This is a genomic window from Roseateles sp. GW821-FHT09H11, assembly GCF_059415845.1.
The window spans coordinates 342,215-360,778 of sequence record NZ_JBWKOA010000007.1; the positions used below are offsets into that span (position 1 = coordinate 342,215).

Genomic DNA, 18,564 nt, shown 5'->3' on the forward strand with positions numbered 1-18,564 from the left:
GTGGCCGCCTATCTGCATGAACTGGGCGTCGTCTGCGCATTCGGCAGCGGCGTGGACGCGCTGCGCGCGGGCGTCTTCGCGGACGCGCCGGGCGGCGTCGCGCCGAACGAGGCGATCTGGCCCGGGCGCACGCTGCACCTCGGCGCGGTGAACGCCGCGCTGCCGTCCATCGATGCGCGGCCGGTCGCCGAGCGCAGCCGCAACAACGCGCTGCTGCTGGAGGCGCTCGCGCAGATCCGGCCGGCCGTGGACGCCGCGATCGCGCGCTTCGGCGCCGGTCGCATCGGCGTGGTGCTGGGGACCAGTACATCCGGCGTCGGCGAGGCCGAGGCGGCCTGGAACGCCGCGGCGCAGGCCGGTGGCGATGGGTCTCGACTCCCCGAGTCCTTCCACGTCGGTCAGCAGGAGATCGGCGCGCCTGCGCTGATGCTCGCGCGCGAGCTCGGCGCCGCGGGTCCGCGGCACGTGATCTCGACCGCCTGCTCGTCCAGTGCCAAGGCGCTCGCGAGCGCCGCGCGGCTGTTGCGCGCCGGCCTTTGCGACGCGGTCGTCTGCGGTGGCGCGGACTCGCTGTGCCGCTTCACCGTCGCCGGCTTCGCGGCCTTGGACTCGGTCGCCGAGGCACGCTGCAACCCGATGAGCGAAGGCCGCGAGGGCATCAACATCGGCGAGGCCGCCGCCCTGTTCCTGATGACGCGCGAGCCCGGCCCGGTGCGACTCGCCGGCTGGGGCGAGACCTCGGACGCGCATCACATCTCGGCGCCCGAACCGGGCGGCACCGGTGCGCTGGCGGCCATGCGCGCCGCGCTGACGCAGGCCGGCCTGGCGCCGTCCGACATCGATTACCTCAACCTCCACGGCACGGCCACGCCGCAGAACGATGCGATGGAGAGCCGCGCGGTCGAGGCGCTGTTCGGGCTCGACCTGCCGTGCAGCTCGACCAAGCCGCTCACCGGCCACACGCTCGGCGCCGCCGGCGCGCTGGAGGCCGCGATCGCCTGGATACACCTGCGCGACAACCCGGACGGACGCCTCGCGCCACACTGGTGGGATGGCCGCCGCGATCCGGCGCTGCCCGCGATCCGGCTCGCCGCGCCGGGCGAGCGCCTGGGCCGTCCGCCGCGCCACGTGCTGAGCAACTCCTTCGCCTTCGGCGGCAGCAATGCCGCGCTGATCCTGAGCCGACACGATGTCTGAGCCGATGAACCCGTCGAACCCGTCGAATCCGTCTGACGCCGCCTTCGACCTCGTGTTCCCGATGCCGGCCGCCGAGCTGGTGCCGCACGCCGGTCGCATGAGCCTGCTGACGCGCGTGCTGGCCTGCGAGGGCGACCGTCTGGTGGCCGAGGCGGTGCTCGACGGCGACCAGCTCTTTCACGACAGCCAGGGCGAGGGCACCGGCATCGGCGGCTGGATCGGCATCGAGCTGATGGCGCAGGCCGTGGCCGCGTGGGCCGGTGTGCAGGGCCGCGCCCAGGGCGAGGCGCCGCGCATCGGTTTGCTGCTCGGTTGCCGCAAGTACCGCAGCACGCGCGCCCGCTTCGAGGCCGGCGAGACGCTGCGCATCGAGATCGCGCGCGAGTTCCAGGCCGACAACGGCCTCGGCCAGTTCGCCTGCGTGGTGCACCTCGCCGGGGATGCGCCGCATTCGCCGGAGGCGCCGCCGCTGGCCCAGGCCCAGCTCACCGTGTTCGGGCCGCCTGATCCGGCGGCTTTCCTGGCCGGCATGGCGCCATGAAAATGGCGTGACGAGGTCCGAAGAGGTCTCGCCCGCCCGACGAGAATTCCAAAGAAGAACGCTTACCCCGCTCCATGAAGAACAACAACGATTCCAACGACACCGTCCTGGTGACCGGCTCCAGCCGGGGCATCGGGCGCGCGGTGGCGCTGCGCCTGGCGCGCGACGGCTACGACGTGGTGGTGCATTGCCGCAGCCGCGTCGAGGAAGCCGACGCCGTCGCCGCCGAGATCACGGCCCTGGGCCGCCAGGCCCGCGTGCTGCAGTTCGACGTCGCGGACCGCGAGGCCGCGTCGACCGCGCTGCTGGCCGATGTCGAGGCGCACGGCTGCTACTACGGCGTCGTCTGCAACGCCGGCATCGCCCGGGACGGCGCCTTCCCGGCGCTCAGCGGCGAGGACTGGGACCAGGTCATCCACACCAACCTGGATGCGTTCTACAACGTGCTGCACCCGCTGACGATGCCGCTGGTGCGCCGCCGCAAGCCGGGTCGCATCGTGACGCTGGCTTCCGTGTCGGGTGTCATGGGCAACCGGGGTCAGGTCAATTACAGCGCCAGCAAGGCCGGTATCATCGGCGCCACAAAAGCGCTGGCGGTCGAATTGGCCAGCCGGCAGATCACGGTGAACTGCGTCGCGCCCGGCCTGATCGCCACCGAGATGGTGGACGAGCGGGTCCTCGAGGAAGCGATGAAGCTGATCCCGGCGCAACGCGTCGGGACACCGGAGGAGGTGGCCGCCACGGTGGCCTTCCTGATGGGCAAGGACGCGGCCTACATCACCCGACAGGTGATCTCGGTCAACGGAGGAATGGTGGGATGAGGCGCGTGGTCGTCACGGGCATTGGGGCGATCAGCCCGTTGGGCTGCGATTGGGCCTCGGTGCTGGCCCACCTGCGCAGCCGCCGCAATGCCGTTCAGCACATCGACGAGTGGGACGAGTACGAGGGTCTGAACACCCGCGTCGGCGTGCCCGCCGCACCGTTCCAACTGGACCCGGTCCGCTACAACCGCAAGACCACGCGCAGCATGGGCCGCGTCGCGCTGATGGCGGTGCGTGCGAGCGAGATGGCGCTCGAGCAGGCCGGTCTGCTCGGCGATCCGGTGCTCAAGGGCGGCAAGGTCGGCGTGTCCTACGGATCCTCCGCCGGGACGCCCAAGGCGATCGGCGACTTCGGCCGCATGCTGCTGGAGAAGAGCACCGAGGGCATCAACGCCACGACCTACATCAAGATGATGTCGCACACGGCGCCGGTGAACATCGGGGTCACCTTCGGCCTGACCGGCCGCGTCGTCACGACCAGCAGCGCCTGCACGTCGGGCAGCCAGGGCCTGGGCTACGCCTACGAGATGGTGCGCAGCGGCCAGCAGGTCGCGATGCTGGCCGGCGGCGCCGAGGAACTCGACGCCACCGAGGCGGCGGTCTTCGACACGCTGTTCGCCACCAGCGTCAAGCACAACGACAGCCCGTCGCTGACGCCGCGCCCGTTCGACGTCCATCGCGACGGCCTCGTGCTGGGCGAGGGCGCCTGCACCTTCGTGCTGGAGGACTACGAGCACGCCAAGGCGCGCGGCGCGACGATGCTGGCCGAGGTGATCGGCTTCGGCACCAACAGCGACGGCTGCCACGTCACGCAGCCCAACGCGCCGACGATGGCGCAGGCGATGCGCCTGGCGCTGGAGAGCGCCGGCCTCGATGCGGCCGCGATCCCCTACGTCAATGCGCACGGCACCGCCACCGAGCACGGCGACGTGGCCGAGTCGCGCGCGACGAACGAGGTGTTCGGGCCGAAGGTCGCGATCTCCTCGCTGAAGAGCTACATGGGCCACACGCTGGGCGCGTGCGGCGCGCTCGAAGCGTGGATGACCATCGAGATGATGCGCGAGGGCTGGTTCGCCCCGACGCTCAACCTGACCGAGGTCGACCCGCGCTGCGGCGAGCTGGACTACGTGACCGGCGACGGCCGCGCGCTGCAGACCGACCTCGTGATGAGCAACAACTTCGCGTTCGGCGGCATCAACACGTCGCTGATCTTCCGCCGGATCTGAGGGCCGCGATTGCGGACCGGCCCCCCTCACCACCGTCCTCAAGAAAGGGAATCCATGACCACGAAGAACAAGTACGCCCTCGTCATGAAGCGCTCGCTGGCCGTCGGCGTCGCCGCGCTGGGCCTGGCCGCCGGAGCCGCGCAGGCGCGCGACACGGTGCTGAACATCCCGCTGGCCGACGTGCTCGCCATGCCGGAAGCCGAAGGCAAGCTCGACGGTTCGGTCAAGTTCTTCCTGGCCGGCGCCAAGACGCCTCGCGTCGAGAAGCGCATGGGCTCGGACAGCTCCAACCAGAAGACCAACGGCATCGGCAAGTCCGACGAGTTCGGCTGCAAGTGGGCCGCCCTGAGCGCGCTGATCCAGTTCCAGAACAGCGCCAAACGCCAAGGCGCCAACGCCGTGGTCGACATGGTCAGCTACTACAAGAAGAACGAGACCCGCAGCGACACCACCTTCGAATGCCATGCCGGCGGCGTGATCATCGGCGTCGCGCTCAAGGGCACGTACGCCAAGGTTGCCAACTGATCGGAGGGTCGACATGAAGCGTTTCCTGATTGCCGCCGCGCTGATCGCGGCCACCACGCTGTCGCAGGCGCGCGATTCCGTGCCGATGGTGGAACCCGGGCGGACCACCATCACCAACATCGACGGCCGGACGCCCGGGGTCGAGCTCATGAGGAAGTCCATCGTCGAGGGCAGCGCCAAGCGCGGCTGGCGGCCTGGCAAGGAAGAGCCCGGTCGGATCGAGCTCGTCTACACGAAGGACAACGGCCGCATCGAGTGCGTCATCGCCGTGGCCTATGACGCGGACAGCCTGCAGATGAGCTACGTGTCCAGCCGCGAGCTGGGCTATGAAGTCAAGGACGGTGTTCCTCAGATCCATCCCAACTACAACAAGTGGCTGCCGTCCCTGACCAAGGACATCCAAGCCGCGGCGCGCCGTTGAGCGCGCGCCGTTTTCCTTTTCTCAACCACAACAACGACTTTTCAGGGAGTTCTCCATGCGTCGTCATTTCCTTCGCGTCTTCGCGATCGCCGGCCTGATGGGCCTTGCCGCCCTGCAGGGCTGCGCCACCCGGGTCAAGGCCACCGCGCTCGACAACCCGCCGCCCACGGAAGCCTTCAAGGCCTTCGGCCGCATCGAAGTGCAGCCGCTGCGCGTGGCGGACGGCATCAAGGCCAGCCCGGCGGGCGTGGCCAAGATCCAGGAGAACCTGACCAAGGATCTGTCCACCGCGCTGCCCGAGTGGAACGCCGGCCCGGACAACGGCCGCAAGCTGACCATCCTGCCAGTGCTCGAGCAGCTGCAGTTCACGCACGGCGCCAAGCGCATCCTGCTGGGACCGCTGGCCGGCAGCTCGGGCGTGCTGCTGCGTCTGCGCATCATCGACGACAAGGGCCGCGTGGTCGCGACGCCGGAGTTCTTCCAGCGCGCCGACGCCATGGCCGCTGGCTTCGTGATGGGCGTGCATGACAACATCATGCTGACCCGTGTCGCCAACCTGGCCAGCGGCTACGTGCTGGCGAACTACAGCGTCGCCAAGGGCGGCCCGACCGGCGCGGACGACAAGGCGCTCGCTCCCGCCACTGCCACCGCCAAGTGACGAGGATGGCGGCAGGCGATCAAAGTCGCGTGTCGCCGCCGTTCCTTCGCCTGGCGCTGACGACGCGGACCGGTCTGTCCGGTCCGCCGCTGTCGCCCGAAGACCTGCTGCCGGGCGAGCGCGCCCGGCTCGCGGGACGCCGCAACGACGACGCGCGGAAGCGCTTCGTCGAAGGACGTCGGTTGCTGCGGCAACTGACGGCCGTACCGCCCGACATCGATGCCGACGGACGCAGCACGCTGCCGTCAGGCCACGTGAATCTCTCCCACAGCGGCGACTGGCTGTTCGCCGGCGCTTGCGCGCTGCCCATCGGCGTCGACCTCGAAGTGCTGCGGCCACGTCGCGGCGACCTGCTCGCGTTGTCGCGGCAGGTGCACGGCGAGGCGCAATGCGCGGAGATCGAGCGGCTGCGGACCCAGGGCCGCGACGTCGACGCGCTCGCGGTCTTCTACGGCTGGTGGACGCTCAAGGAAGCCTGGCTGAAGTGCCGGGGCCGTGGCCTCGACTTCGCGCAGATGCGTGCGCTCGACTTCCTCCCGCTCGACGACGTCGGCGTGTCGGCCAATGCCGATGCAGATACCGACGGGCCTCGCGCGGACTGCGCCTGCGCCCGCGCGGAAGGCCTTGGCCTGATGCTCGCCGTCGTCGTGGAGGGCGCTCTCCCGGGGCGCGGTCTGCGCCCGCATGACCTTCCCGAGGAGATGGCCGGCGAACCGCTGCGCTGGCAACTCCTAGAATCGCGGCCCTCCGCCTGAAGTTGTTGTCGCCCATGTCCACCCCGATCGCCATCACCCGTCACCAGGGCCTCGAAGCCCTTGAACTCCGCGCCCCCGGCGGCGCCCGCGCGACGCTGCTGCTGCATGGCGCCCATCTGGTGTCGTGGGTGCCTGCCGGCGCCGATGAGCAGCTCTTCCTGTCGCCGAAGAGCGCCTTCGCCACCGGCCAGGCGATCCGCGGCGGCGTGCCGGTGATCTTTCCGCAGTTCGCGACCCGCGGCCCGCTGCAGCGCCACGGCTTCGCGCGCGGCAAGCCCTGGCAGCTGGTCAGCGCCGAGTCGGGCAAGGAAGACGCGCTCGCCGTCCTGCGCCTGAGCGACGACAACGCCACCCGCATGGTCTGGCCGCATGCCTTCGAGGCCGAGATCAGCATCCGCATCGCCGGCCGCGCGCTGCAGATCGAGCTCGCCTGTGAGAACAAGGGCGACGCGCCGCTGTCCTTCACCGCTGCGCTGCACACCTACCTGCGGCTGACGCAGATCATGTCGGCCTCGGTGCAAGGACTGTCGGGTCTGGCGTATTGGGACTCCGCCGCCGAACGCGCGGGCACCCAGCACGAAGACCTGCTGCGTCTGGACGGCGAGATGGATCGCATCTACCAGGACGCCCGGCACGACCTGACCCTGCGCGACGGCGACCGCCGCGTGGCGATCCGCCAGCAGGGCTTCACCGACGCCGTGATCTGGAATCCCGGCCAGGAGAAGGGCGACGCGCTCGCCGACATGCCCGAGGGCGGCTGGAAGCAGATGCTGTGCGTCGAGGCCGCGCAGGTGCTCAAGCCGATCGAGCTGCCGCCGGGCGAGACCTGGGCGGGGATGCAGACGCTCGAACTGCTCTGATCCGCCGCATCGGCGCATCGCCGTAGCAGCGCAGCAGCAGCACGGCGGCCGCGGCGCCACCCCCGCGTTGGCGGTGATGCGCGGTAAGCTGGCCCGTCCTTCACGGCACGGAGACAGCATGGCCGACAAGAAGTCCAAGAGCGGTGGCAAGCGCAGCGACGACAGGAGCAGCGCCAAAGGCGGCAACGACAAAGGCAGCAGCGACAAGGGCAGCAACGACAAGGGCAGCGGCAAGAACGGCAAGCTGTCGAAGTCGGACTACCTGGACCGCCTGCAGCCGATGCAGGTCGAGCTCAACAACCTCGCGCGCTGGCTGCAGCACACGCGCAAGCGGCTGCTGATCATCGTTGAGGGCCGCGACACTGCCGGGAAGGGCGGCGTCATCAGCGCGATCTCCGAGACGCTGAGTCCGCGCCAGTGCCGCACCGTCGCGCTGGGCAAACCCAGCGAGCGCGAGCAGGGCGAGTGGTACTTCCAGCGTTACCTGACACACCTGCCGTCGGCGGGGGAGATCGTGCTCTTCGACCGCAGCTGGTACAACCGCGCCGGCGTCGAGGCGGTGATGGGCTTCTGCACGCCGCAGCAGACGGAGGACTTCCTGAAGCAGGCGCCGGTGCTGGAGCGGCTGCTCGTCGACGACGGCGTGCTGCTGTTCAAGTACTGGCTGACGGTCGATCAGCAGCAGCAGGAAGAGCGCTTCGCCGAGCGCGCCGAGGATCCGCTGAAGCAGTGGAAGCTCTCGCCGATCGACCTCCAGGCGCGACAGCATTACGAGGACTACGGCCGCGCGCGCGACCGCATGCTCGAACACACGCACACGAAGCAGGCGCCCTGGACGCTGGTCGACTTCAACGATCAACGCCGCGGCCGCCTGACCGTGATCCGACACCTGCTGGACCATCTGCCCGACGTCACCGTGCCGGCGAAGGAACTGAAGTTCCCGCCGATGAAGGGCGGTCTGAAGGAAGAGCGCTTCGGCTGGAAGCTCAAGCCGATCAAGAGCCTTTGAATCTCAGAGCACCACGACGGCGTCCGGCAGCTCGTTGCGCGGCACCGCGCCGGCTTCGGGCGGGAAGTGCTGCGCCAGCAGCGCCTCGACGGCACGGATCGCTTCCACCAGCCCCTGCTCGAACTGACCGCCGCGCAGCGACTCCCGCAGCCCGTCGACGATGGGCTGCCATTGCGCCGCGCTGACGCGCCGGTTCAATCCGCGGTCCGCGACGATCTCGATCGCGTGCTCCGCGAGCAGCAGATAGATGAGCACGCCGTTGTTGTGCTCGGTGTCCCAGACGCGCAGCTTGCCGAACAGCGCCAGCGCGCGCTGTCGCGCCGTCAGGCCGCGCCACAGGTAGCTGATCGGCAGGCTGGCTTCCACGCACAGGCGGATCTCGCCGGCGTGGCTCAGCTCGCTCTCGGTGACCCGCGCGGACAGGCGCGCCAGCGCCGCGGCCGGCAGCACGCGCCGCACGTCGGCCTCGTCCCAGAAGCGGTGGCGGAAGAAGCGCCCCAGCCGGCTCGTGTCGCCGGCGTGGCGGACGTCGTGATCGGTGGGTCGGTCCATCACCAGTCTCCCGAAGCGCCGCCGCCGCCGAAGTCGCCGCCGCCGCCGGACGAGAAGCCGCCGCCGTCGCTGCCGCCACCCCAACTGCCGCCGCCGTCGCCACCACCGCCGCCCCAGATGATCGGCGGCGAGATGCCCCCGGACCCATGGGCGCTGCGCCGGTAACCACTGTAGGAAGGACTCGCGCTGCGCCGTCGCGCCGCGCCGATGCCGAGCACGCCGACCAGGATCAGCGACGCGACCGCCGCGCCGGCACCCAGCAGCAGGCTGTTGCTCAGGCCCCAGCCGACGGCGCCCGCGCCGACGCCGGTGAACAGGCTGCCGATCTTGCGGCCGAAGATCGAGGTCAGCACCGCGCCCACCAGCGGCACGGCGAGGAAGGCGATCATCGCGATCTCGCCGATGTCGATGTTGTGGCCGCCGCCGGACTTCGATGACCGCGGCGTCGGCGCCGGCAGGTGCTCGCCGCGGATGCGCGCCTGCAGCGAGTCGATCGCGCGGTTCAGTCCCCCGGCGTAGTCGCCGGCCTTGAACGCGGGCGTGATGTCGCGCTCGATGATCTGCCGGGCGGCGAGGTCGGGCACCGCGCCCTCGAGCGCCTTGGCCGTCTGGATGTTGATGCGCCGGTCGTCCTTCGCGACGATGACCAGCAGCCCGTCCCCGACGTCGCGGCGGCCGATCTTCCACTCGTCGCCGAGGCGCTGCGCGAACGCGGCGATGTCCTCCGGCGCGGTCGTGCGCACCATCAGCACCACGATCTGCGGGCCGGCCTCGCGCTCGAAGGCGGCCAGCTTCGCGTCGAGCGCCTCGCGCTGCGCGGCGCTCAGCGTCCCGGTCTGGTCGATGACGCGGCCGCTGAGCGGGGGTATCGGCTGGACGTCCTGCGCCCGCGCGCGCGGCAGCATGCCGACACTCATCAGCAGGCCGAAGAAGACCAGCGCCAGCAACCGCCACACGTGTCGCGACAAGTGATGCGACGACAGCCGCCGGTGCGGCAACGGGAGCGAGGCCGCCCGCATGCGCGGGGCCTCAGTTCGACGCGGGCGAGGCCGCCGGGGCCGGGACCGGCGTTGTCGTCGCCGGCGGGGTGGCGGGCGTGGCCGGCTTGTCGAAGCTCACCGTCGGCGGCGCGGAGATCGCCGCCTCGTTCTGCACGGTGAAGTTGGGCTTGGTGTCGTAGCCGAAGACCTTCGCCGTCAGGTTGGTCGGAAAGCGGCGGGTCAGCACGTTGTATTCCTGCACCGACTTGATGTAACGGTTGCGTGCAACGGTGATGCGGTTCTCCGTCCCCTCAAGCTGGACGCGCAGGTCGCGGAAGCCCTGGTTGGCCTGCAGCTGCGGGTAGCGTTCGCTGACGACCATCAGCCGGCTCAGCGCGCCGGAGAGCTCGCCCTGCGCGGCCTGGAACTTCTGCAGCGCGGCGGGGTCCCGCGCCAGTTCGGGCGTGACCTGGATGCTGGTGGCCTTGGCGCGCGCCTCGACGACCTTGGTCAGCGTGTCCTGCTCGAAGCTGGCCTCGCCCTTCACCGTGTTGACGATGTTGGGGATCAGGTCGCTGCGGCGCTGGTACTGGCTGAGCACCTCGGACCAGCTGGCGTTGACCTGCTCGTCCAGGCTCTGGAACTCGTTGTAGCCGCAGCCGGTGAGCGCCATCGGCGCGCCCACGATCAGCGCGGCGGCCGCGGTGGCGCGGAGCGACGAGCGAATGGCGTTGAATGGGCGGGACAGGGTCGAAGTCATCAGCGGATCCTCCTAGTGCGCAGCGGCATATCGTGTGCCGGGTCCCGGAATTCAAGAGCGGGGGGCCCGAGCATAATCCCCTCCCCATGAGCGCCCCCCTTCAGAACGACGTCTTCCTGCGCGCCTGCCTGCGCGAACCCACCGAGTACACCCCCGTCTGGCTGATGCGTCAGGCGGGCCGCTACCTGCCCGAGTACCGCGACACGCGTGCCAAGGCGGGCAGCTTCATGGGGCTGGCCACCAACAGGGACTATGCGACCGAGGTCACCCTTCAGCCGCTGGAGCGCTATCCGCTGGATGCGGCGATCCTGTTCAGCGACATCCTGACCGTGCCGGACGCGATGGGCCTGGGTCTGTCGTTCGCGCAGGGCGAGGGTCCGAAGTTCGAGAAGGTCGTCCGCGACGAGGCCGCCGTGAACGCGCTGGCCGTGCCGGACATGGACAAGCTGCGCTACGTCTTCGACGCGGTGACCTCGATCCGGACCGCGCTGAACGGCCGCGTGCCGCTGATCGGGTTCTCGGGCAGCCCGTGGACGCTGGCCTGCTACATGGTCGAGGGCGGCGGCTCCGACGACTACCGCCACGTCAAGAGCCTGATGTACGCGCGTCCCGACCTGATGCACCGCATCCTGTCGATCAACGCCGATGCGGTCGCCGCCTACCTGAACGCGCAGATCGAGGCCGGCGCCCAGGCGGTGATGGTGTTCGATTCCTGGGGTGGCGTGCTGGCCGACGGCCAGTTCCAGCAGTTCAGCCTGGCGTATTCGCGCCGCGTGCTGTCGCAGCTCAAGGGCGAACACGACGGCCGCCGCATCCCCAAGCTGCTGTTCACCAAGGGCGGCGGGCTGTGGCTGGACGAGATCGCCACGGCCGGCGCCGACGTCGTCGGCCTGGACTGGACGGTCAACCTCGGCCGCGCGCGGGCGCAGGTGCAGGACCGCGTCGCGCTGCAAGGCAACCTCGATCCGAACGTCCTGTTCGCGCCGCCGGCCGCGGTACGCGAGCAGGCGCGCGCGGTGCTCGACAGCTTCGGCGCGCCGCAGCGCGCGGACGGCGGCTGGGGCGGACACGTGTTCAACCTGGGCCACGGCATCAGCCAGTTCACGCCGCCGGAAAGCGTCGCCGAACTGGTCGACGAAGTGCATAAGCATTCGCGCAAACTGCGCAAGGGCACGGCGTAGTTATCCCCAAATTCGTGCATGTCACCGAAACGCAGCACATGCGTGGCATCGGAGCTAGGGCTTTCCCCGATGGGCGCGTAAGTCGTTGATTTCAAAGGGGTGTCCGCGTTTCCCCGGAATTTGACGCCCGAGAGGCGCCGCGGCGCCAATCCGGGCGGCCCCAGAAAAGCCAGCGCGTTTCCCACAAAGTTATCCACAGGCTTTCGACCCCATTGTGAACACCTTTGGAAATCAGGCACTTGGCGCGTTTTCCTCATGGCCGGTGGAGGCCGGAGGGGACGGCGCGAGCGGTGATATCCGGCGCCGGGGGCAGGGCCGATGAGCGAGGGTCCGCCCCTGCGCCGCGTGCGGGTGGCCGTGGAGGCGCCGCAGCACAGCGGGCTGACCGGGCCGCTGGATTACCTCGGCCCGCAAGACTTGACCCCCGGCACCCTGGTGCATGTGACGCTGGGCCGCCGCGACGTGATGGGGCTGGTGTGGGACGACCTGCCCGAGGGCCAGGACTTGCCCGAGGAAGAGCAACTGCCCGAGTCGGAGTTGCGTCCGGTGGGCGAGGCCCTCGATGCGTTGCCGCCCTTGTCCGATCGTTGGCGCCGGCTGCTCGACTTCGCCGCGCAGTACTACCAGCGCAGCGTCGGCGAGCTGGCGCTGGCGGTGCTCCCGCCGCAACTGCGGGACCTCGACGCGAAGCAGCTGCAGGCGCGGCTGAAGAAGCTCGACAAGGCCGATGCGGCAGCGGCGAAGGCCGTGGCCGAAGTGCAGGACGGGTCGCCGGCCTCGCCGGAGCGCCCGGCGCTGACCGCGCAGCAGCAGGCGGCCCTGGACGCGCTGGCCGAGCTGGCCGGCCGCGACGCCCCACCGCCCGCGCTGCTGTGGGGACTGACCGGCAGCGGCAAGACCGAGATCTACCTGCGCGCCGCCGAAGCCGCGCTGGAACGCGGGCAGCAGGTCCTCGTGCTGGTGCCCGAGATCAACCTGACGCCGCAGCTCGAGGCACGTTTCGCCGAGCGCTTCGCGGGTCGTTCGATCGTGTCGCTGCACAGCGCGCTGACGCCGGCGCAGCGCCTGCGCAACTGGCTCGCGGCGCACCTGGGGCGCGCGCAGCTGGTGCTGGGCACGCGGCTGGCGGTGTTCGCGTCGATGCCGCGACTGGGCTTGATCGTCGTCGACGAGGAGCACGACCCCTCCTACAAGCAGCAGGACGGTGCGCGCTACTCCGCGCGCGATCTGGCCGTCTATCGCGGCCATCTGGAGAAGGTGCCGGTGGTGCTCGGCTCGGCGACGCCGTCGCTGGAAAGCTGGCAGCACGCGCTCGGCGGCCGTTATCGGCGCATCGATCTCACCGAGCGCATCGGCGGCGGCGCGCTGCCGCGCGTCCGGCTCTTCGACATGAACCGGCTCGAACGCAAGAAGGGCGTGACGACGGCGCTGTCGGTGCCGCTGCTGGACGCGATGCGCAAGCGGCTGGAGCGTGGCGAGCAGAGCCTCGTGTTCCTGAACCGCCGCGGCTACGCGCCGGTGCTGCACTGCGACCAGTGCAACTGGAAGAGCGACTGCCCGCATTGCAGCGCGCACCAGGTCTTCCACAAGGAGGACCGGACGCTGCGCTGCCACCACTGCGGCGTGACGACGCGCGTGCCGCGCGCCTGCCCGTCCTGCGGCAACCCGGACATCGCCCCGCTGGGGCGCGGCACGGAGCGGCTGGAGGAGCAGCTCGCCCTGGCGTTGCCCGGCGCGCGGGTGGCGCGCATCGACGCGGACACGACCCGGCTCAAGGGCAGCCTGGAAACGCAGCTGGCCGCGGTGCATGACGGCGACGTCGACATCCTCGTGGGCACGCAGATGATCGCCAAGGGCCACGACTTCCGCCGCATCACGCTGGTGGCCGCCGTGAACCCGGACGGCGCGCTGTTCAGCAGCGACTTCCGCGCGCCGGAGCGGCTCTTCTCGCTGCTGATGCAGGCGGGCGGCCGCGCGGGGCGCGACGCCGCGCAGGCGGCCGCGAGCGAGATGTGGATCCAGACCTGGTATCCCGAGCACGCGCTCTACCAGTCGCTGCAGAAGCACGATTACGAGGCCTTCGCCGGCAGCCAGCTGCATGAGCGGATGACGGCGAACCTGCCGCCGTTCGCGCATCTGGCGCTGGTACGGGCGGAAGGGCGCAGCGTCGAGGCCGCGCGCGATTTCCTCACCGCCGCGCAGGAGGCGGCGCAGGCGCTGCCCTTGTCGCTGGGCCTGCTGCTCTATCCGCCGGTGCCGATGGCCATCGCGCGGGTGGCCGACAGCGAGCGCTTCCAGATGCTGATCGAAGCCGGCAACCGCGCGCAGCTCCAGCGTTTCCTGCGCGCCTGGCTGCCCGAGCTGCACGCGCTCAAGCGCCGTCAGAAGGGCCTGACGCGGTGGGCGGTAGACGTGGATCCGTTGGCGATCTAGGGAAGCCCGATCGCCGCGGATTCAGAGCAGGCGCGAGAGCGCTTCTTCCAGCACCGGCCAGGCGGCGCGTGCGGCGGCGAGGGCGTCCTCGGACCCCGTCGCGGCCTGTTCCGCGTCGAGCTCCAGCTGCCGGGCGACCTCGGCCGCCTCGGTGTGCCCCAGCGTCAGCAGCACGCTCTTCAGGCTGTGCGCGAGATGGCGCAGCTTGACGTGCTCACCGCGTTCGCAGGCGAGGCGCCCGTTGGCGATGTCAAGCGGGAACTGCATCCGGCAGCGCGCGAGGAAGGCCTGGTACAGCGCGGCGTTGCCGCCGAAGTACTGTTCGATGGCCGCCTGGTGGATCGACGGCATCGCCGCCGCCGGCGTCGCGTCGCGCAGGCCGTCCAGGCAGGATTGCAGATCCCCCAGCGAGCAGGGCTTGGACAGGAAACGCGTCACGCCGAGCGCCTCCAGCTGTTCGCGCACGGCCGGGTTGAGTCCGGCGCTGAACACGGCCAGCCGCGCCGTGCCGCGCAGCTCGGGCCGTTGCTTGAGCGTCTGCAGCAGGTCCAGGCCGTGCCGCCCTGGCAGCATCAGGTCGCTGATGACCAGGTCGAAGCTCTGGGTCGCGAGCGCGAGCAGCGCCTCGTCGACGGAGATGCAGGCCTGCAGGCGCACCTCGTCGTCCTCCAGGGCCATGGCAACGAAGCGTTGCAGGGTGGTGTCGTCCTCTACCAGGAGGACCCGGACGCGGGACGCCATGATCAAAACCCGCCGAGGTCGACCGGCTTCAACCGGCGAACTGCGGCTGACGGGCCTGGATGCGCTGGATGGCGGCGCCGAGCAGCGGCGGCAGATCGGTCACGAGCCGAGGCTTGTGCACCAGCGGCAGGCCGGCCAGCGCGAACGCGTAGGGCGCCCGTTGCTGCTCGTCGAGCGCGGTGACGAAGATCAGTTCGCTGCTGGCGAACTGCGGCTGCGAGCGCAGGCTGGTCACCAGCGCCGCGCCGTCGATGCCGGGCCGCAGGATGTCGACCAGCAGGATCTCGGGCTGCAGCTGCCCGTACATGACCAGACCGCCGATGCCGTCGTTGGCCGTGTGCAGGTCCAGGTCGGGGAACTCCTGCTGCGCCAGCAGCATGACGAGGTTCTGGTAGTGGACCGAGTCCTCGATCAGCAACGCCTTCAGCCGTTGCGGGGCGCCGTCGGCGGGCGCCAGGTCGGCCGGCTTGGTCGGCGCCAGGCCGCGGCCGGTCAGCCACGCGTCCAGCGACGCCCGCAGGATCCGGCGGTGCCCGCCCGGCGTGCGCCAGGCCTGGAGCTCTCCGCGGTCGACCATCAGCTGCACCGATCGGACGGCCATGCCGAGGCGCTGCGCCACTTCGCGCGTGCTGAAATCCTCTTGCATGTCGTCAGGTGTACGGGCAATGGCTGTCATGAGTCGATTTTGCCGAATTAACCAAACTTGTAGGTGGGCAATATCCCCATTTATAAGCGATAAAACTGATATCGGGTGTGACTTCGGTGGCGGGTGGGGGCATCCCTCGCGGTCGGGTGGCGCGAACTCTGGTGCAATCCGGAGCCGAGGAGATGCGATGACGAAGCGATGGACCGCACAGGCCGCGACGGTCCGGCTGGCCCGGACCTGGGCCGCGGGACTGCTGGTGGCGGTGGCGCCGGGCGCGTGGAGCGCCCCGGCGTCCGCGCCTGCGCCCGTCAACGCCGCCGCCAGCCCGGCGCTGCAACGCGTGCTCGCCCACGGCGTGCTCCGCGTCTGCATCTGGCCGGACTACTACGGCATCACCTACCGGCATCCGCGTGACGAGACGCTCAGCGGCATCGACATCGATCTTTCCAATGAACTGGCCAAGGAACTCGGCGTTCGCCTGCGGTACGTCGAGTCCTCGTTCCGGCGCCTGATCCCGGACCTCGAGGCGGAGCGATGCGACGTCGCGATGTTCGCCGTCGCCGTGCTGCCGCAGCGGGCGGTGGCCCTGTCCTTCACGCAGCCCTATCTGCAGAGCGACATCTACGCCATTGCGAGTCGCGCGAGCCGCGTCGTCAAGCGCTGGGAGGACATCGATCAGCCGGGCGTGGTGGTCGCCGTGCAGACCGGCACGTCGACGGAGCAGGTGATGCGCGACACGCTCAAGCGCGCGACGCTGCTGGTGGTGCAGCCCCCCGCGACGCGCGAGCGCGAACTGGAGTCCGGCCGCGCCGACGTCTTCATGACCGACTATCCGTACAGCCGCCGGCTGCTGGACAACGCCGACTGGGCGCAGCTGATCGCGTCGCCCAAGCCCTTCCACGTCCTGCCGTATGCCTACGCGATCAAGCGCGGCGATGCCGTCTGGCTGGCGCGGCTGGACGAATTCGTCGGGCGCATCAAGCGCGACGGCCGCCTGCGCGCCGCCGCGGAGCGCCACGGCCTGAGCGCGATCGTCGTGCCCTGAGGCGGAGTCGCAGCGATGCTCGGTCCGGCCGTCCGATCCCTCCTGCGTCTGCGTCGTGCGACGCTGTGGGCGGGCGTGGCCGTCGGGGCGGGCACGCTGGCCGGGCTGATCGGACCGGCCTGGATCGGCCGCCAGGAAGCGATCGACGAGGCGCGCGCCCGCGGCGCGCTGCTGGCGCAGGTGCTCGAGAGCGACGCGAGCCGCACGATCGAGACCGCCTCGCTGTCCCTGCATGCGATCGGCGACGGGCTGACGCGCACGGTCGCCGACCCGCACGAGGCGCAGCACCTCGAGGAGCATTTCAGCCATGTGCTGGTGGGGCTGCCCTTCATCCGCAGCGTGTCGCTGCTGGACACGCGCGGGCGGGTGCTGATCAGCACCAATGCCGACGAGATCGGCCTGGAGATTCCGCTCGACGACTTCGGCCGCCTGCCGGCGCCGGACCGCGATCTGCTGCTGCCGCTGCGGCCGGGACGGGGGCTGGCGGACCTCGCGAAGGGACGCGCGGCGCGAGGCTCGCCGGTCGGCATGCTGCCGCTGCTGCTGCAGTTGTCGCCGTCGCCCGACGCGCCGGCCAGCGGTGCTTCCGCGCCCGTGGGCATCTCGCCGGGCACGCGCGAGCGCGACCCGCGCTGGCTGCTGGCGCTGATCAATCCGGACGCGCTGACGCAGGTCCAGCAGCGTGCGCTGCCGACCGGCCGGAGCGCCGCATGGCTGGCCTCGACCGACGGGCAGTTGCTCGCCGCGATGGAAACGCTGCATCAGCTGCCCGGTCAGCGGCTGGATGGGCACCCGGCCTTCGACGGGCTGCGCCGCGGGCGCGAGCACGACACCTACATCGGCGCCGGCGCGCTGCCGGGCGAGGTCATCGTCGCCTACCGCGCGGCGCCGCGGCGTCCGTTGATGGTCGGCGTCGAGCAGTCGATGGACGAGGTGCTGGCCCGCTGGCATGCGGGGCTGCGCTGGCTGCTGCTGATCGGCGCGCTGGCCCTGGCCCTGATCGCGCTGGCGACGATCACCGTGCGGCGCAGCCTGCAGGCGCGGGCGGAGGCGGTGGAAGCGCTCGAGGGCGCGCATGAGCAGCTCGCCGATCGCGAGCGCGACATGCGCGTGCTGCTCAAGAGCGTGCAGGAGGTGATCTTCCGGACCAACCCGGCGGGCACGCTGACCTTCGTGAACGCGCGCTGGACGACGCTGCACCGCGGACGTCCGGACGAGGCGGTGGGGCGCCGGCTGGCCGATATCGCGGAGCCGGCCGACCGCGACGCGGTGGCGAGCCTGTTCGGCGGCGACGAAGGGGTGCGCAGCGTCGAGGCCACGATCCGCAACGGCGAGGGCGCGCCGCGCCGTTACCAGATCGCCACGGTGCCGCTGCGTCGCGACGGCGACCTGCTCGGCTACGCCGGCAGCGCGGTCGACATCACCGAACGCGCCGCCGCCGAACGGCTGACGCGCCAGGCGCGCGACGCGGCGGAGGAGGCCTCGCGGACGAAGACCGAGTTCCTCGCCAACATCAGCCATGAGCTGCGCACGCCGCTGCAGTCGATCCTCGGGTTCTCCGAGCTCGGCATCATGCGCAGCGGCGGGCAGGAGCGGCTGCAGGCGATGTTCTCGGACATCCACGGCTCCGGGCAGCGGATGCTGGCGCTGGTCAACGACCTGCTCGACGCGTCCAAGCTCGATGCCGTCGGCGCGCTGGAACTGCGCGCGGAGGACTTGCGCGGGCCGGTCGACGCGGTGATGCGTGAGCTCGCGCCGCTGGCCGCGAAGCGCCAGCTGACGATGGCCGCCGACCTGCCGGCGCCGATGCCGGGGCGCGTCGATCCGCTGCGTTTCCAGCAGGCCGTGCGCAACGTGCTGGCCAATGCCATCAAGTTCGCGCCGCAGGGCGGCACCATCGAGCTCCGCGGCGGTCGCACGCCCGAGGGGGCCTTGCACCTCTGCGTCGCCGACCGGGGACCGGGCATCCCGGTCGACGAACTGGAGCGCATCTTCGATCCCTTCGTCCAATCCAGCGCGACCAAGGATGGCTCCGGAGGCACCGGCCTCGGCCTGCCGATCAGCCGGCGGATCGTCGAGATGCACGGCGGCCAGCTCTATGCCGCCAATCGCGAGGGCGGGGGCGCCGAGTTCCATCTGATCCTCCCCGCCGAAGACTCGCTGGCGGCGGGCAGCGAGGCCCAGGCAGCCGACTGAGTGCCTTGTCCCCTGAT

Annotated in this window: 19 protein-coding genes; 14 read left to right on the forward strand and 5 right to left on the reverse strand. The window is 70.6% G+C overall.

Features of this window, described 5'->3' with window-relative positions:
- The 10 genes from AC07PR_RS23615 (at window position 1) to ppk2 (ending at window position 8,013) form a co-directional block, all read left to right on the forward strand.
- A complete protein-coding gene (locus AC07PR_RS23615) occupies window positions 1-1,197 on the forward strand; it encodes a beta-ketoacyl-ACP synthase (RefSeq protein ID WP_495136825.1) in 1,197 nt (398 codons plus the stop codon).
- Complete coding sequence (locus tag AC07PR_RS23620) at window positions 1,190-1,738, forward strand: hotdog family protein (protein WP_483108564.1); 549 nt, start codon at window positions 1,190-1,192, stop codon at window positions 1,736-1,738. Before AC07PR_RS23615 ends, AC07PR_RS23620 begins: the two co-directional genes overlap by 8 nt.
- Before the next feature lie 74 nt (window positions 1,739-1,812).
- Window positions 1,813-2,559: a 3-oxoacyl-ACP reductase FabG gene (gene fabG, locus AC07PR_RS23625; protein WP_377158305.1), complete on the forward strand. Its 747-nt coding sequence runs from the start codon at window positions 1,813-1,815 to the stop codon at window positions 2,557-2,559.
- A complete protein-coding gene (locus AC07PR_RS23630) occupies window positions 2,556-3,785 on the forward strand; it encodes a beta-ketoacyl-ACP synthase (protein ID WP_483108565.1) in 1,230 nt (409 codons plus the stop codon). Before fabG ends, AC07PR_RS23630 begins: the two co-directional genes overlap by 4 nt.
- Before the next feature lie 54 nt (window positions 3,786-3,839).
- Window positions 3,840-4,310: an excinuclease ATPase subunit gene (locus AC07PR_RS23635; RefSeq protein WP_377158302.1), complete on the forward strand. Its 471-nt coding sequence runs from the start codon at window positions 3,840-3,842 to the stop codon at window positions 4,308-4,310.
- Window positions 4,311-4,323: 13 nt separating this feature from the next.
- Window positions 4,324-4,731: a hypothetical protein gene (locus AC07PR_RS23640; RefSeq protein ID WP_377158300.1), complete on the forward strand. Its 408-nt coding sequence runs from the start codon at window positions 4,324-4,326 to the stop codon at window positions 4,729-4,731.
- A 55-nt stretch (window positions 4,732-4,786) separates the two neighbouring features.
- Window positions 4,787-5,389 carry a hypothetical protein gene (locus AC07PR_RS23645; protein ID WP_377158298.1) on the forward strand — a complete coding sequence of 201 codons (603 nt, stop codon included), beginning with the start codon at window positions 4,787-4,789 and terminating at the stop codon, window positions 5,387-5,389.
- Between the two features lie 29 nt (window positions 5,390-5,418).
- Window positions 5,419-6,144 carry a 4'-phosphopantetheinyl transferase family protein gene (locus AC07PR_RS23650; RefSeq protein ID WP_495136756.1) on the forward strand — a complete coding sequence of 242 codons (726 nt, stop codon included), beginning with the start codon at window positions 5,419-5,421 and terminating at the stop codon, window positions 6,142-6,144.
- A gap of 14 nt (window positions 6,145-6,158) precedes the next feature.
- Window positions 6,159-7,004, forward strand: a complete 846-nt coding sequence (locus AC07PR_RS23655) for a D-hexose-6-phosphate mutarotase (protein WP_377158295.1) — start codon at window positions 6,159-6,161, stop codon at window positions 7,002-7,004.
- 118 nt (window positions 7,005-7,122) lie between these two features.
- The gene (gene ppk2 / locus AC07PR_RS23660; RefSeq protein ID WP_495136757.1) at window positions 7,123-8,013 is read left to right on the forward strand and encodes a polyphosphate kinase 2; all 891 of its coding nucleotides are present in this window, start codon (window positions 7,123-7,125) and stop codon (window positions 8,011-8,013) included.
- 3 nt (window positions 8,014-8,016) lie between these two features.
- Here the strand turns inward: ppk2 and AC07PR_RS23665 are convergent, their stop codons facing one another.
- From AC07PR_RS23665 to AC07PR_RS23675, 3 genes are read right to left on the reverse strand one after another with little or no spacing between them, the layout of a single operon-like run.
- Window positions 8,017-8,565, reverse strand: coding sequence for a TPM domain-containing protein (locus tag AC07PR_RS23665; RefSeq protein ID WP_377158291.1), 549 nt, complete (start codon window positions 8,563-8,565; stop codon window positions 8,017-8,019).
- Window positions 8,565-9,584, reverse strand: a complete 1,020-nt coding sequence (locus tag AC07PR_RS23670; RefSeq protein ID WP_495136758.1) for a TPM domain-containing protein — start codon at window positions 9,582-9,584, stop codon at window positions 8,565-8,567. Before AC07PR_RS23670 ends, AC07PR_RS23665 begins: the two co-directional genes overlap by 1 nt.
- Before the next feature lie 10 nt (window positions 9,585-9,594).
- The gene (locus AC07PR_RS23675) at window positions 9,595-10,305 is read right to left on the reverse strand and encodes a LemA family protein (RefSeq protein WP_495136759.1); all 711 of its coding nucleotides are present in this window, start codon (window positions 10,303-10,305) and stop codon (window positions 9,595-9,597) included.
- A gap of 86 nt (window positions 10,306-10,391) precedes the next feature.
- Here AC07PR_RS23675 and hemE point away from each other — a divergent pair, with 86 nt between their 5' ends.
- A complete protein-coding gene (gene hemE, locus AC07PR_RS23680; protein WP_495136760.1) occupies window positions 10,392-11,486 on the forward strand; it encodes a uroporphyrinogen decarboxylase in 1,095 nt (364 codons plus the stop codon).
- Between the two features lie 318 nt (window positions 11,487-11,804).
- On the forward strand, window positions 11,805-13,919 hold the full coding sequence (locus AC07PR_RS23685; protein ID WP_495136761.1) for a primosomal protein N': 2,115 nt from the start codon (window positions 11,805-11,807) through the stop codon (window positions 13,917-13,919).
- 21 nt (window positions 13,920-13,940) lie between these two features.
- Here the strand turns inward: AC07PR_RS23685 and AC07PR_RS23690 are convergent, their stop codons facing one another.
- Together AC07PR_RS23690 and AC07PR_RS23695 are read right to left on the reverse strand one after the other, a co-directional pair.
- Window positions 13,941-14,660, reverse strand: a complete 720-nt coding sequence (locus AC07PR_RS23690; RefSeq protein WP_483108576.1) for a response regulator — start codon at window positions 14,658-14,660, stop codon at window positions 13,941-13,943.
- 28 nt (window positions 14,661-14,688) lie between these two features.
- A complete protein-coding gene (locus AC07PR_RS23695) occupies window positions 14,689-15,336 on the reverse strand; it encodes a helix-turn-helix domain-containing protein (RefSeq protein ID WP_495136762.1) in 648 nt (215 codons plus the stop codon).
- Window positions 15,337-15,493: 157 nt separating this feature from the next.
- Here AC07PR_RS23695 and AC07PR_RS23700 point away from each other — a divergent pair, with 157 nt between their 5' ends.
- Window positions 15,494-16,351, forward strand: a complete 858-nt coding sequence (locus AC07PR_RS23700; RefSeq protein ID WP_483108578.1) for a substrate-binding periplasmic protein — start codon at window positions 15,494-15,496, stop codon at window positions 16,349-16,351.
- Window positions 16,352-16,366: 15 nt separating this feature from the next.
- The gene (locus tag AC07PR_RS23705; RefSeq protein ID WP_483108579.1) at window positions 16,367-18,547 is read left to right on the forward strand and encodes a sensor histidine kinase; all 2,181 of its coding nucleotides are present in this window, start codon (window positions 16,367-16,369) and stop codon (window positions 18,545-18,547) included.
- Window positions 18,548-18,564: the final 17 nt, after the last annotated feature.

Excerpts from the sequence above, each read along its gene's own strand:
- AC07PR_RS23620 (WP_483108564.1), top strand. The coding sequence starts at position 1,190 with ATGTCTGAGCCGATGAACCCGTCGAACCCGTCGAATCCGTCTGACGCC.
- fabG (WP_377158305.1), top strand. The coding sequence starts at position 1,813 with ATGAAGAACAACAACGATTCCAACGACACCGTCCTGGTGACCGGCTCC.
- AC07PR_RS23630 (WP_483108565.1), top strand. The coding sequence starts at position 2,556 with ATGAGGCGCGTGGTCGTCACGGGCATTGGGGCGATCAGCCCGTTGGGC.
- AC07PR_RS23635 (WP_377158302.1), top strand. The coding sequence starts at position 3,840 with ATGACCACGAAGAACAAGTACGCCCTCGTCATGAAGCGCTCGCTGGCC.
- AC07PR_RS23640 (WP_377158300.1), top strand. The coding sequence starts at position 4,324 with ATGAAGCGTTTCCTGATTGCCGCCGCGCTGATCGCGGCCACCACGCTG.
- AC07PR_RS23645 (WP_377158298.1), top strand. The coding sequence starts at position 4,787 with ATGCGTCGTCATTTCCTTCGCGTCTTCGCGATCGCCGGCCTGATGGGC.
- AC07PR_RS23655 (WP_377158295.1), top strand. The coding sequence starts at position 6,159 with ATGTCCACCCCGATCGCCATCACCCGTCACCAGGGCCTCGAAGCCCTT.
- ppk2 (WP_495136757.1), top strand. The coding sequence starts at position 7,123 with ATGGCCGACAAGAAGTCCAAGAGCGGTGGCAAGCGCAGCGACGACAGG.
- AC07PR_RS23665 (WP_377158291.1), bottom strand. The coding sequence starts at position 8,565 with ATGGACCGACCCACCGATCACGACGTCCGCCACGCCGGCGACACGAGC.
- AC07PR_RS23670 (WP_495136758.1), bottom strand. The coding sequence starts at position 9,584 with ATGCGGGCGGCCTCGCTCCCGTTGCCGCACCGGCGGCTGTCGTCGCAT.
- AC07PR_RS23675 (WP_495136759.1), bottom strand. The coding sequence starts at position 10,305 with ATGACTTCGACCCTGTCCCGCCCATTCAACGCCATTCGCTCGTCGCTC.
- hemE (WP_495136760.1), top strand. The coding sequence starts at position 10,392 with ATGAGCGCCCCCCTTCAGAACGACGTCTTCCTGCGCGCCTGCCTGCGC.
- AC07PR_RS23685 (WP_495136761.1), top strand. The coding sequence starts at position 11,805 with ATGAGCGAGGGTCCGCCCCTGCGCCGCGTGCGGGTGGCCGTGGAGGCG.
- AC07PR_RS23690 (WP_483108576.1), bottom strand. The coding sequence starts at position 14,660 with ATGGCGTCCCGCGTCCGGGTCCTCCTGGTAGAGGACGACACCACCCTG.
- AC07PR_RS23695 (WP_495136762.1), bottom strand. The coding sequence starts at position 15,336 with ATGACAGCCATTGCCCGTACACCTGACGACATGCAAGAGGATTTCAGC.
- AC07PR_RS23700 (WP_483108578.1), top strand. The coding sequence starts at position 15,494 with ATGACGAAGCGATGGACCGCACAGGCCGCGACGGTCCGGCTGGCCCGG.
- AC07PR_RS23705 (WP_483108579.1), top strand. The coding sequence starts at position 16,367 with ATGCTCGGTCCGGCCGTCCGATCCCTCCTGCGTCTGCGTCGTGCGACG.